General features: G+C 71.5%; 9 protein-coding genes. 4 read left to right on the plus strand and 5 right to left on the minus strand.

What is annotated here, in order from left to right; all coding sequences use genetic code 11:
- Nucleotides 1-9: 9 nt before the first annotated feature.
- Nucleotides 10-702 (minus strand): Hpt domain-containing response regulator, encoded by a 693-nt coding sequence (locus E5S66_RS06050; RefSeq protein WP_138348387.1) that lies wholly within the window; start codon nt 700-702, stop codon nt 10-12.
- 33 nt (nt 703-735) lie between these two features.
- On the opposite strand from E5S66_RS06050, the gene E5S66_RS06055 reads away from it, so the two are divergent.
- Together E5S66_RS06055 and E5S66_RS06060 are read left to right on the plus strand one after the other, a co-directional pair.
- Nucleotides 736-2757, plus strand: a complete 2022-nt coding sequence (locus E5S66_RS06055) for a translocation/assembly module TamB domain-containing protein (RefSeq protein ID WP_138348388.1) — start codon at nt 736-738, stop codon at nt 2755-2757.
- A gap of 34 nt (nt 2758-2791) precedes the next feature.
- Nucleotides 2792-3409 (plus strand): YdbL family probable chaperone protein, encoded by a 618-nt coding sequence (locus E5S66_RS06060; RefSeq protein ID WP_138348389.1) that lies wholly within the window; start codon nt 2792-2794, stop codon nt 3407-3409.
- A gap of 55 nt (nt 3410-3464) precedes the next feature.
- Here the strand turns inward: E5S66_RS06060 and E5S66_RS06065 are convergent, their stop codons facing one another.
- The 3 genes from E5S66_RS06065 to E5S66_RS06075 form a co-directional block, all read right to left on the minus strand.
- A complete protein-coding gene (locus E5S66_RS06065; RefSeq protein ID WP_138348390.1) occupies nt 3465-5225 on the minus strand; it encodes an ABC transporter transmembrane domain-containing protein in 1761 nt (586 codons plus the stop codon).
- Nucleotides 5226-5296: 71 nt separating this feature from the next.
- Complete coding sequence (locus E5S66_RS06070; protein ID WP_138348391.1) at nt 5297-6208, minus strand: hypothetical protein; 912 nt, start codon at nt 6206-6208, stop codon at nt 5297-5299.
- Nucleotides 6205-6795 (minus strand): RNA polymerase sigma factor, encoded by a 591-nt coding sequence (locus E5S66_RS06075; RefSeq protein WP_484421927.1) that lies wholly within the window; start codon nt 6793-6795, stop codon nt 6205-6207. The genes E5S66_RS06070 and E5S66_RS06075 overlap by 4 nt, the downstream gene beginning before the upstream one ends.
- A 124-nt stretch (nt 6796-6919) precedes the next feature.
- Between E5S66_RS06075 and E5S66_RS06080 the strand changes: the two genes are divergently transcribed.
- Nucleotides 6920-9769, plus strand: a complete 2850-nt coding sequence (locus E5S66_RS06080) for a GGDEF and EAL domain-containing protein (protein WP_138348392.1) — start codon at nt 6920-6922, stop codon at nt 9767-9769.
- A 42-nt stretch (nt 9770-9811) separates the two neighbouring features.
- Here the strand turns inward: E5S66_RS06080 and xseA are convergent, their stop codons facing one another.
- Complete coding sequence (gene xseA, locus E5S66_RS06085) at nt 9812-11221, minus strand: exodeoxyribonuclease VII large subunit (RefSeq protein WP_138348393.1); 1410 nt, start codon at nt 11219-11221, stop codon at nt 9812-9814.
- Between the two features lie 210 nt (nt 11222-11431).
- On the opposite strand from xseA, the gene ispG reads away from it, so the two are divergent.
- Complete coding sequence (gene ispG, locus E5S66_RS06090) at nt 11432-12685, plus strand: flavodoxin-dependent (E)-4-hydroxy-3-methylbut-2-enyl-diphosphate synthase (protein WP_138348394.1); 1254 nt, start codon at nt 11432-11434, stop codon at nt 12683-12685.
- Nucleotides 12686-12698 lie beyond the last annotated feature (13 nt).

The following is a 12698-nucleotide window of genomic DNA, read 5'->3' on the forward strand; positions in this document are numbered from 1 at the left end:
GCCGGGTGGTTATCCGGGCAACAGCTCGGCAACGGCAGCGTCCAGCGCCCGCAGCGCCTCCGCATCCAGCGGCGCCGCACGCATGGCCTGCACCGCATCGCCCAGTCGCGCCGCGCCGACGAAGCCGCAGCTGGCGACCAGCTTGTGCAGTTCGGCCCGGATCGTCGCGGCGTCGCCGTCCGCGACCGCCAGGGCGATGCGTCCGCGCTGCGCCGGCAACTCGTCGAGGAACATCCCGCGCAGCGCCTGCACGTGCGCGGCCTGGCCGCCCAGCGCGGCCAGCGCCGCGGCATCGTCCCAGCAGGGCCGCGCCGTTTCGGCAGCCGGCAGCCAGCGACGCAGCGCGGCATGCAGCGTCGCCACCGGCAGCGGCTTGCGCAGCACCGCGACGAAGCCGGCCGCCAACAGGCGTGTGTGCAGCGCATCGTCCACATCCGCGGTATGCGCCAGCGCAACGGTGCCGATGCCTGCGCCGCGCAGGCTGCGCAGCAGGTCTTCGCCGCGGCCGTCGGGCAGGTTGGCATCGAACAGGAACAGGTCGAAGTCCGCGTCGCGGCACGCCGCTTCGGCCTCGACCAGGCTGCCTGCCTGCACCACCTCGGCGGGCAACGCGGCGCTGGCGCCGGCGAGGAAGGCGGCGTTGACGGGGTCGTCCTCGACCAGCAGCAGGCGCGGCAGTGCAGGGGCGGGGGAATGATTCATCGCGGCACCATCGGGGCTTTGTATGCTGCGTGCATGTCGCGCCCGATGCTAACGCTTTGCCTGTGCCTGCTGGCGGTGCTTGCCGCTCCGGCGGCGTCGGCGCGGGTAGCGCAGGCGCGGGTGGCCAAGGTCACCACCGCGGTGGCGACGCTGGAACAGGTGCGGCTGCGGCTGGACTGGCCGGATGGCGCGTCGGCCGGCGAACTGCAGCTGTGGGCCGGCCGGGTGGATGCGCCGGACCTCGGCTACCGCTTCCGCGACCTGCACTGGCGCTGCCCGCTGCTGCGCACCGCGCGCGGTGGCTGGCAGTGCGAGGGGGAGCTGCGACAGGGCCGCGCCGCGCCGCTGCGGCTGGCGCTGGCCTTCGATACCGCGACCACCCACGCCTCGCTGGCGCGTGGCGATGGCCGGCTGGCGCTGGACCGCACCGTCGCCGCGCCTGATCTCACCCGCTTCGACCTGCGCGCGGTGCCGCTGGCCTGGGCACAGGCGCTGCTGGCGCAGGCATGGCCGCAGGGGCGGCTGAAGGCGGGCACGCTGGACGGACAGCTGCGGCTGGCGACGCCCGCGCGCGCGCCGCTGCTGGTGGACGGCGCGCTGCGGCTGCGCGGCGCGAGCTTCGAGAATGCCGATTCCAGCATCGTCGGCGAGGGGCTGGGCGGCGCCCTGCAGCTCGATTACCGCAGCGGCGGCGGGTTGGCGCAGGTGGCGGTGATCGGAGAACTGCATGGCGGCGAGTTCCTCGCCGGCAACACCTACGTTGCGCTGCCGGCCACGCCGGTGGGGCTGCGGGTGGAGGCGGAGCGGCGCGGCGACGCCGGCTGGCAGCTGCCGCGGATCGAATGGCGCGACGGCGATGCGCTGGTGGCCAACGCCAGCGCCGCGCTGGCGCCGGACGGCGCCCTGCAGGCGCTGGACGTGCACGCGCGCAGCGCCGACATGGCGCCGCTGCGGCCGCGCTACCTGTCCGGCTGGATGGGCCTGATGGGGCTGGGCGAGGTCGACCTGCACGGTGCCATCGACATCGACGCGCGGATGGCCGGCGGCCAGCTGGCCGGCATCGACGCGCACCTGCACGGCGTGGATCTGCGCGACCCCGCCCGGCGTTTCGTGTTCGACGGCCTGCGCGGCGACCTGCGCTATTCCGCCGGCGCGCCGGTTGCCAGCGCACTGCAGTGGGACGGCGGCCAGCTGTATGGGCTGGTCTTCGGCGCGGCCCGGCTGCCGTTCGCCAGCGCCGATGGTGCGCTGCGCGTGGACGGCACGGTGGAGATGCCGATGCTGGGTGGCCGGCTGGGCCTGCGCGACGTGGTGATCCGGCCGCCACAGCATGGCGCCGGTGCCGATATCCGCTTCGGCATGCGGCTGGCGGGCATCGATTTCGGCAAGGTCTCGCAGGCACTGGGTCTGCCCGCGTTCCAAGGGCGGCTGGACGGCGACCTGCCACGCGTGCACTACGCCAACGACCGCATCGATTTCGACGGTGGGCTGTCGCTGGGCCTGTTCGACGGCCGGGTGGCGTTTTCCTCGCTGGCGCTGGAGCGCCCGTTCGGCACCGCGCCCAGCCTGAGTGCCGACATCGCGATGGATGATCTGGACCTGCTGCGGCTGACCGAAGTGCTGGGTTTCGGCAGCATCACCGGGCGCCTGGATGGCCGCGTCCACGGCCTGCGGCTGGTGGACTGGACGCCGGTGGCCTTCGATGCGCGCTTCATCACCGACGAGGCGCCGGGCGTGCGCCAGCGGATCAGCCAGCGCGCGGTGCAGGACATCAGCAGCGTCGGCGACGCCTCCTTCATCACCAGCCTGCAGGGCCAGCTGATCGGCCTGTTCTCCGACTTCGGCTACCGCCGCATCGGCATCGGCTGCCGGCTGGAGAACCAGGTCTGCGCGATGTCGGGCCTGCGTTCAGCGGGCAACGCCTTTACTATCGTCGAAGGCAGCGGCCTGCCGCGCCTGGACGTGGTGGGCTTCAATCGTGCGGTGGACTGGCCGACGCTGGTGGAACGCCTGATCGCGGCCGGCAAGGGCGACGTGGCGCCGGTGGTGGACTGATGCAATCGAGTTGGACGAACCAAGGAGCGAGGCGATGAAACACTGGATGGGCATGCCGGTCGCGGCGGTGCTGCTGCTCAGCGCGTGCGTGACGATCAACGTGTATTTCCCGGCGGCGGAAGCCAAGGAAGCGGCCAAGGAGTTCGTCGAGAAGGTCATCAACGAAGCCGACAAGGTCGAGATCAAGGAACCCCCGGCCGGTGGCGGCATGGCGATGCTGGAGCGTCGCATCGAGCTGGACCTGTCCGGTATCGACCCGTGGGCGCTGGTCGGCATCGGCAGCGCGCGCGCGCAGTCCGCGCCCGACATCAGCCTGAAGACGCCGGCCATCCAGGCCATCCAGTCGCGCATGGAAGCCCGCTTCAACGCGACCCTGCGCGCGGGCTTCGACAGCGGCGCACTGGGTTTTACCGCCGACGGCCTGATCACCGTGCGCGACGCCTCGAAAGTGGAGCTGAAGGATCGCGTGGCGATGAACTCGGCGGTTGCCGACGACAACCGCGACCGCAAGGCGGTCTATCGCGAAGTGGCGGTGGCGAACGGCCATCCGGAGTGGGAAGAGCAGATTCGCGGCGTGTTCGCCAAGCAGTGGATCGCCAGCGCGAAGGCCGGCTGGTGGTACCAGTCCGGCGGCAGCTGGAAGCAGAAGTAAGCGCAGGCAGGTGAAGCAGAACGCCCGGCAATGCCGGGCGTTTTGTTTTGCGCCGTCAGTCGAGGAACTGCAGCTTCGCCAGCTCCGCGTACAGGCCGCCCTGCGCCAGCAGTTCGGCGTGGGTGCCTTCGGCGACGATGCGGCCGTGGTCCATCACCACGATGCGGTCGGCCTTGAGCACGGTGGCCAGGCGGTGCGCCACCACCAGCGTGGTGCGGCCTTCCATCAGGTGTTCCAGCGCGGTCTGCACGGCGCGCTCGCTGTGCGCGTCCAGCGCCGAGGTGGCCTCGTCCAGCAGCAGCACCGGCGCGTCCTTGAGCAGCGCACGGGCGATGGCGATGCGCTGCTGCTGGCCGCCGGACAGGCGCGCGCCGCGTTCGCCCAGCTCGCTGGCGAAACCGTCGGGCAGGGCGTCGAGGAAGTCGTCGGCCTCGGCCGATTCCGCGGCTTTGCGGACATCGGCATCGCTGGCCTCCAGCCGGCCGTAGCGGATGTTGTCGGCGGCGCTGGCGGCGAAGATCGCCGGCGCCTGCGGCACCAGCGCCAGCGCTTCGCGCAGGACGGTGGGATCGAGGTCGCGGAGGTCGATGCCATCCAGCGCGATGCGGCCGGACTGCGGATCGTGGAAGCGCAGCAGCATGCCGAACACGGTGCTCTTGCCGGCGCCGGACGGCCCCACCAGCGCCACCGTCTCGCCCGGGCGCACGCGCAGGTTGAAGCCGGCCAGCGCGGCGGTGTCGGGGCGCTGCGGGTAGTGGAAAGTAACGTTCTCGAACGCGATCTCGCCGCGCACCGGCACCGGCAGGGCCCTGGGCTGGGCTGGTGCGGCGATGGCCGGCGCTTCCTGCAGCAGTTCGTGGATGCGGCCCATGCCGCCGGCGGCCTTCTGCAGTTCGTTCCAGACTTCCGCCAGCGCGCCCACCGAGCCGCCGCCGATCAGCGCGTACATCACGAACTGGCCCAGCGCGCCGGCGCTGAGGCGGCCGGCGATGACGTCGTGCGCGCCCGACCACAGCACCACGATCACCGCGCCGAAGATCAGAGTGATGGCGACCCCGGTCACCAGCGCCTGCGCGCCGATGCGCTTGCGCGCGGTGGCCACGGCGCTCGCCATCGCCTGTGCGTAGCGGCCGCGCTCGTACGCTTCGCGCGAATGCGCCTGCACCGTGCGCACCGCGCCCAGCGCTTCGGTGGCCAGCGCGTTGGCGTCGGCGATGCGGTCCTGGCTGGCGCGCGAGACCTTCTGGATGCGGCGCGCGCCAATCACGATCGGCGCCACCGCCAGCGGGATGCCCAGCAGGGCCCACGCCGCCAGCTTCGGACTGGTCACGAACAGCATCACCATCGAGCCGATCACGGTGACGCTGCTGCGCAGGGCCACCGACATGCTGGAGGCGATCACGCTGCGCAGCAGTTCGGCATCCGCGGTCAGGCGCGAAACCAGTTCGCCGCTGCGGCTGCGATCGTAGAAGCCGGCGTCGAGGTCGAGCAGGTGCGCGTACAGGCGGCTGCGCAGGTCGGCGACCACGCGTTCGCCCAGCAGGGTGACGAAGAAGTAGCGCGCGGCGGTGGCCAGCGCCAGCGCCACGATCACCGCCAGCACGAAGGCGAAGGTGCGGTCGATGTTGGCGCCGCTGCTGAAACCGTGGTCGATCATCTGCCGGAACGCCACCGGCAGGCTCAGGGTGGCGGTGGACGAGCAGGCCAGCGCCACCAGCCACGCGGAGAACAGGCCGGAGTGGCGGCGGATGAAGGGCCACAGCGTGCGCAGGGAACCGATGGGCGCCTTTGCCGGCGCCGGGGCGGTGGAGTTCATGCGCGCAGTTTACCGGGGGCGTCCCGCCGTTGCCGCGATCCAGGTCAGGTGGATGTGAAGCGGTCGTTGGGTTATTGCGAAGCCGGTTCCGCCGCCGACGCTTCCAGTGCGCGCAGCTCCGCCGGCAGCACGGCGTCCGGATAGCGGCGACGGAACTCCGCCAGGCTGGCGCGGGCCTCGGCGATCCGGCCTTCGCGCTGCAGCTCGCCGATCCGGCGCAGCCACGCCTCGCGCACTTCCGGCGCATCCGCGGTGGCCGGGGGAATGTCCGCTTCCGGCGCGTCGGAAACGGCGTCCTCGGCCAGCACTGCCGGCTGGGCGGCACGCGCCTTGGCGGCGGTGGGAGCCGCCGGCGGCGCGGCGACGCGAGCGGCAGGTGCCGCGGCCGATTCGGTTGCCAAGGCGCGGGGCGCGGCATCGCTGGCAGTTGGCGGCGGGGGCGGTGCTGGCGGCGCAGGCGGTGCGGGGAACGCGGCCATCGGGGTCGCTGCGATCCCGGTCGTGGACGCCGCGCTGGCGGTTGCCGACGGCATCTCCTCGATCATCGGCGCCGCGTCGGCAGCAGGCCGGCGGCGCGAAGTCGGCGGCGCTGGCGCGGCTACAGGTACCTGCTGCGGCGCCGGCTGCACCGGCGCCGCCACAACCGCGGCTGCGGGCGGTGCCGGCGATGCATCGACGGGCGCTGCCGCAGGCGCCCGCTCCGTGTAGGCGCTGGCGGCCGCAGGCGCGGCGTCCGGCGGCGCAAGCTGGACCCGCCAGGCCAGCCCCACCGCCAGGCACAGCGAGGCGGCCAGCCCGGCCGGCACCAGCCAGCGCCGCCTGCGGCTTGCGGCCGGGACCGGTGCTGCCGCGGCTGCGTGCGCGGCGGCCAGGATGCGCGCATCGATGCCGGCGCCGGGCTCGTCGCGGCCGTGCGGACGCGGCAGCTGCGCGGCCAGCGCGCGCTCCTCGGCATCCAGCGGTGGGCGGGGCAGACGGGTCATGACGGCAGTCTCGCGCGCAGCTTGTCCATGGCGTAGCGAAGCCGGGATTTCACCGTCTCCCGGCCCACCCCGGTCACTGCGCCGATCTCCTCCAGGGTCAGTTCCTGCTCCAGCCGCAGCAGCAGCACCTCGCGCTGTTCCTCGGGCAGGCCGTCCAGCGCGAGCTGCAGCTGGCGGCGGCGCTCGAATTCCGACAATACGCGCTCGGGTGTGTCGGCATCGGCAATCCGCGCCAGCCGCTCGTCGGCGTCCACCGGTGCGGCGGGGCGATGCTTGAGGCTGCGCCAGTGGTCGCCCAGGCGATGGTGGGCAATGGTGTACAGCCAGGTGGCGAACCCGGCTTCCGCGGTTTTTTCCTGCACCGACCAGCCCGCGCGGGCGGCGATCACCCGCTGCCAGACGTCCTGGAACAGCTCGTCGGCCAGGGCGTTGTCGCGCAGCTGGCGCAGCAGGTAGCGGTAGAGCCTGAGCCGGTGGCGGGCGTAGAGCTGCTCGAACGCGCCGGCGTCGCCGGCCACCCAGGCCAGCATCAGGCATTCATCGCTGCTTTCCGGCGCATCCACCGGCACCAGCCTACGGGCAGCCACGGCTGTCGGGAAGGGGTGCGCAGGCAGCGGTTGGCGGTCCATGAAAACCGCCAACGTCCATGCGGGCGCTGCGGGGTTTGCCGGCATGGCGCGGGTTTGCCGTTGCAGGCAATATGTCCCGCAGATGAACGGTTCCTCGGCCTCCATTCCGCCCACGCCCATCCCAACCGCCCAGCGGCGGCGAGAAGGCGCGTTGGCCGGCATCGCCGGGACGCTGGCGCAGACGCTGCCCGTGGGCGCGTGCGTGCGGGTGGAATGGCGGCAGTCGGTGCTGGGTGCGGGCAGCGACTCGGCCGGCGGCGAAGCCCAGGGCGCCGGCCTGTTGCGGCAGGAATGGCGCGGCCCGGACGGCGCGGACCTGACCATCGTTGCCAGCCATCCGCAGCCGTGGCCGGAAGGCGTAGCCAGCTACTGGCTCGCGGGTGCGCGGCAGCTGCTGGAGCAGGCGGTGCGGCAGGCGCTGGCGGAGCAGCGGATCGCTTCGCTGCAGCGCTCCGAACAGCTGCGCCAGGCGCTCTACGAGATCGCCGATCTCGCCGGCAGCAACCTCGACCTGCCGGTGATGCTGCGGCGGGTGCACGCGATCGTCGGCGAGCTGATGTATGCGGAGAACTTCTACATCGTTCTCTACGACCACATCCGCCGGACGATGCGCTTCCTGTACTTCGTCGACCAGCTGGATCCGTGGCGCAACGACCCGGATCAGGAAATCCCGGTCACCGACGAGGAAAACACCCTCACCATGCGCCTGCTGCGCAGCGGCGACACCCTGCGCGGACCCTCGGCGGAACTGCGCGCGCAGTTCGGTATCCCGCGCGGTGACGACAGCGGGCCGGACAGCGCGGACTGGCTGGGCGTGCCGATGAGCCGCGACGAGCGCATCGCCGGTGCGCTGGTGGTGCAGAACTACCATCAGGCCGATGTCTACAGCGACGATGATCGCGTGCTGCTGGCCTACGTGGCCCAGCATGTGCTGACCGCACTGGAGCGGCGCGATGCGCGCAGGCGGCTGGAAGCGCGGGTGGCCGAGCGCACCACCGAACTGCGGCGCGCCAACGAGGAGCTGCAGGCGGAGGTGTTCGAACGCAAGCGCATGCAGGAGATCCAGCGCGCGCTGTTCCGCATCGCCGAGCTGTCGATGACCAGCGACAGCCTGGACAGCTTCTACGCCGAGGTCCACGACATCGTCAGCGAGCTGCTGTATGCGCAGAACTTCTACATCGCGATGGTTTCCGACGATGGCAGCATGCTGGAATTCCCGTACTCGGTGGACGAACGCGACGTCGACCGCGCGCCGCGCAAGCTGGCTGCCGGGTTGACCGAATACGTTCTCGGCAACGGCAAGCCGCTGCTGGCCGATCGCGCCCGCATCGAGGCGCTGCAGGCGCAGGGCACGGTGCGCAGCCACGGCAGCCTGGCCCATTGCTGGCTGGGCGTACCGCTGATGCACGAGGACAAGGTGGTCGGGGTGATCGCGGTGCAGAGCTATTCCGCGGACATCCACTTCAGCGTGCGCGACCAGGACCTGTTGACCTTCGTGGCCTTCCATATCGGCAGCAGCCTTGCGCGCAAACAGGCGCAGGACCGGCTGATGCAGGCCCATGCCAACCTCGAGCAGCGGGTCAGCGAGCGCACCCGCGAACTGGCCGAGACCAATGCGGAACTGGTCGAACAGATCGGCGAGCGCATGCGCGCCGAGCGCAGGCTGATCCACCAGACCAGGCACGATGCGCTGACCGGGTTGCCGAACCGGCTGCAGCTGCTGGAACGGCTGGCGCGTGCGATCACGGCGGCGGCGGACGACCCGCAGGCCTGCTTCGCCGTGCTGTTCATGGATCTGGACCGGTTCAAGCTGGTCAACGACAGCGCCGGTCACGCGGCGGGCGACGAACTGCTGGTCGAGGCGGGCCGGCGCATCGTCGGCACGGTCCGCGGCGACGACGTGGTGTCGCGCCTTGGCGGCGACGAATTCGCCATCCTTGCCGAAGGGCTGGACGGCCCGGGCATGGCCGAGGAACTGGGCCGGCGCGTGCTCTCGTCGCTCAATGCGCCGCTGTGGGTGGCCGGGCGCGAGCTGTTTCCCAGCGCCAGCATCGGCATCGCGCTGTGGCACCCGCGCTACCGCAGCGGCGAGGAAATGCTGCGCGACGCCGACGCCGCGATGTACCGCGCCAAGAGCGACGGCCGCGACCGCTGCGCGATGTTCGACGAACAGATGCACCGCGAGGCAACCCGCAGCCTGGACATGGAAACCGACCTGCGCCGCGCGATCCAGGCCGAGCGCTTCGTGCCGTACTACCAGCCGATCGTGCGGATGGATTCCGGCGAGCCGGTGGGCCAGGAGGCGCTGCTGCGCTGGCGGCATGAACAGCAGGGCCTGCTGGTGCCGGGCGAGTTCCTCGACGTCGGCGAAGACAGCGGCCTTATCGAACAGATCGACTGGCTGCTGTACGCGCGGGTGATCGAGGATCTGTCGCGCCATCCGCTGCCCGGCTATGCGGCCATCAACGTCTCGCCGCGGCATTTCCGCGCGCCGGACTTCGCCATCCGGCTGCTGTCGCTGCTGGAGACAGCGGGCGTGGCGCCGGAGCGGCTGCGGATCGAGATCACCGAGGTGGCGCTGCTGGACGACGCCCCGCGCACGCTGGAAAGCCTGGCGCTGCTGCGCAGCCATGGCGTGCTGGCGCAGTTGGACGATTTCGGCACCGGGTTTTCCGCGCTGTCCTACCTGCACCGTTTTCCGATTGCCAGCCTGAAGATCGACCGCAGCTTCGTGGCCGGGCTGGAAAGCGACGGCTATGCCGAAAGCGTGGCGGTGATCCGCGCGATCGTGGCGCTGGCCACCAGCCTGGGCATCGAGCTGATCGCCGAGGGTGTGGAAACCCGCCACCAGCGCGACCGCCTGCTGGAACTCGGCTGCATCTATGCGCAGGGGTTCCTGTTCAGCCCGCCGGTGCCGCTGCCCGCAGCCTGACGATTTCGCCCGCACCGCGCCGGGGCGCCGGCAGGTGCCGCCTCAGCGGGACGGGATTGCGGTCTCCACCCGCACCGCCAGCTCGCCGTCGTGCAGGCGCGCGCGCAGCCGGTCGCCCGCGGCTACCTCGTCGATGCTGCGCACCACCTGGCCGTCCTCGCGCTGCAGGATGCTGTAGCCGCGCGCCACCGTGGCCAGCGGGCTGATCGCGTGCAGCGAACGCGCCAGCCCGCGCAGGTGCACCGCATCGTGCTGCAGGCGCTGCACCAGCAGCGCACGCGGGCGGTGTTGCAGCGATTGCAGCTGCAGCTGCAGAGCTTGCAGTTGCCGGGAGAGCAGCGCACGCGGGCGTGGCCGCAGTTCCGCCAGCCGCTGCCGCAACCGTTCCAGCCGGCGCTGCGGATGCTGCGCGCGCAGCGTCGCGTCGGCGTGGCGCAGCACGGCATGTTGGCGTTCCAGCCGCCGCTGCATGGCGTTGTGCAGGCGCTGCCGGGCCTGGGTGGCGCGGCGCGCGAACGCCTCCAGCCGCGCCTGCGGACGCTGCGCCTGCAGCCGCAGCAGCGCGCGGTCCGCCCGCTGCATGCCTTGCCGCAGGGCATTGGCCTGCTGCGCCTGCAGCTGTCGCTGCAGGGCGGCCAGCCGCGCCGACAGGCCGGCGGCGTCGGGCGCCAGCAGTTCCGCGGCGGCCGAAGGCGTCGGCGCGCGCAGGTCGGCGGCGAAGTCGCTCAGGGAAAAGTCGGTCTCGTGGCCGATCGCCGAGACCACCGGCGTCATGCAGTCGGCGATCGCGCGCGCCAGCGCCTCGTCGTTGAAGGCCCACAGGTCTTCCAGCGAGCCGCCGCCTCGTGCCAGCACGATGGCATCGAAACGGCCGCTGGCGTCGGCGCGCAGGAGCATGCTGCGGATGCGCGCGGCGGCGCCTTCGCCCTGCACCGGCACCGGCAGCAGCTCGACGTCCAGCAGCGGAAAACGGCGGCGCAGCACGCTGGCGATGTCGCGGATCACCGCGCCAGAGGGCGAAGTCAGCACCGCGATCCGGCGCGGGAAGGCGGGCAGGGCGCGCTTGCGGGCGGCATCGAACAGTCCCTCCGCCTGCAACCGCGCCTTCAGTTCCTCATAGGCCCGCCGCAGCGCGCCTTCACCGGCATCCTCCATCCCGTCCAGCACCAGCTGGTAGTCGCCGCGCGCCTCGTACAGGGTCAGCCGCCCGCGCGCCAGCACCTTCAGGCCTTCGCGCGGGATGAAGTTCAGCCACTGGCTCTTGGGCTTGAACAGCGCGCAGCGCACCTGCGCACGCGCGTCCTTGAGGGTGAAATACAGGTGGCCCGACGACGGCCGTGCGAGGTTGCCGATCTCGCCCTCCACCACGACGCTGGGAAAGCTGCCTTCCAGCAGGTCGCGCGCCAGCGTGTTCAGCTGGCTGGGGGTGAGGACGTTGGCGTCGCGTTGCATGGGGGCATCGTAGCGAAATGCGTTATTTCGCGGTGGGCACTACGCGGTTTGTCGCTGCACGGCTTGGCTGCGGGGCAAGCCTGCTTCGCCGCTTGGGCTTCGCATCCAGCCACGATGCGCGCCCGCGCGCCATCCATGGCGCGCTCGAAGCAGGCCCGCCCCGCAGCCAAGCCGTGCATGGAAGTGCGTCGCAGTCGCTAAAATGCCCGCATGACCACATTCGCTCCAGACCGCTTCGGCCCGCTTGCCCGCCGCATCACCCGCCCCGTCGAGATCGGGGGCGTGCAGGTGGGCGGCGGCGCGCCGGTCGTGGTGCAGTCGATGACCAATACCGATACCGCCGACGTGGCGACCACCAGCAAGCAGATCGGCGAACTCTGGCGCGCCGGCTCCGAGCTGGTGCGGGTGACGGTGAATACCGCCGAAGCCGCAGCCGCGATCCCGAGGATCGTCGAGCGGCTGGCGATGATGGGCGTGAACGTGCCGATCATCGGCGACTTCCACTACAACGGCCACACCCTGCTGAGCAACGAGCCGGCCTGTGCCGAAGCGCTGGCGAAGTACCGCATCAACCCCGGCAACGTCGGCTTCGGCAAGAAGAAGGACACCCAGTTCGCCCAGCTGATCGAGTTCGCCATCCGTTACGGCAAGCCGGTGCGGATCGGGGCCAACTGGGGTTCGCTGGACCAGGCGCTGGCGGCGCGGCTGATGGACGAAAACGCGCAGCGCGCGCTGCCCTGGGACGCGGGCCGGGTGATGCGCGAAGCGTTGATCCTGTCGGCGCTGGAATCGGCGCAGCGCGCGGTGGAACTGGGCCTGCCGGCGGAGAAGATCATCCTCAGCGCCAAGGTGTCCGGCGTGCAGGAGCTGGTGGCGGTGTACCGCGACCTCGCCCGGCGCAGCGACTTCGCCCTGCACCTCGGGCTGACCGAAGCCGGTATCGGCAGCAAGGGCATCGTGGCCTCCAGCGCGGCGCTGGGCGTGCTGCTGCAGGAAGGCATCGGCGACACCATCCGCATCTCGCTGACCCCGGAGCCGGGCGCCTCGCGCACGCAGGAAGTGGTGGTCGCGCAGGAACTTCTGCAGACCATGGGCCTGCGCGCGTTCACGCCGATGGTGACGGCCTGCCCCGGCTGCGGCCGCACCACCTCGGAGTTCTTCCAGGAACTGGCGAAGGTGGTGCAGGAGCACGTGCGCGCGAAGATGCCGGAATGGAAGATCAGCCACCCCGGCGCGGAGAACATGACCCTGGCGGTGATGGGCTGCGTGGTCAACGGCCCGGGCGAATCGCGCCACGCCAACATCGGCATTTCCCTGCCGGGTACGGGCGAGGCGCCGTCGGCGCCGGTGTTCGTGGATGGCGAGAAGACCGTGACGCTGCGCGGCGAACACATCGCGCAGGAGTTCGTTGCGCTGATCGACGGCTACGTGCAGTCGCACTACGGGGCCGCGCGGGCCGACTGACCCGTCCGTGTCC

It is taken from the genome of Thermomonas fusca, assembly GCF_005862345.1.
Lineage (GTDB): Bacteria > Pseudomonadota > Gammaproteobacteria > Xanthomonadales > Xanthomonadaceae > Thermomonas > Thermomonas fusca.

Coding starts and splice junctions, on each gene's coding strand:
- E5S66_RS06065 (WP_138348390.1), bottom strand. CDS start 5,225: ATGAACTCCACCGCCCCGGCGCCGGCAAAGGCGCCCATCGGTTCCCTG.
- E5S66_RS06080 (WP_138348392.1), top strand. CDS start 6,920: ATGAACGGTTCCTCGGCCTCCATTCCGCCCACGCCCATCCCAACCGCC.
- E5S66_RS06055 (WP_138348388.1), top strand. CDS start 736: ATGTCGCGCCCGATGCTAACGCTTTGCCTGTGCCTGCTGGCGGTGCTT.
- E5S66_RS06050 (WP_138348387.1), bottom strand. CDS start 702: ATGAATCATTCCCCCGCCCCTGCACTGCCGCGCCTGCTGCTGGTCGAG.
- E5S66_RS06060 (WP_138348389.1), top strand. CDS start 2,792: ATGAAACACTGGATGGGCATGCCGGTCGCGGCGGTGCTGCTGCTCAGC.
- E5S66_RS06070 (WP_138348391.1), bottom strand. CDS start 6,208: ATGACCCGTCTGCCCCGCCCACCGCTGGATGCCGAGGAGCGCGCGCTG.
- xseA (WP_138348393.1), bottom strand. CDS start 11,221: ATGCAACGCGACGCCAACGTCCTCACCCCCAGCCAGCTGAACACGCTG.
- ispG (WP_138348394.1), top strand. CDS start 11,432: ATGACCACATTCGCTCCAGACCGCTTCGGCCCGCTTGCCCGCCGCATC.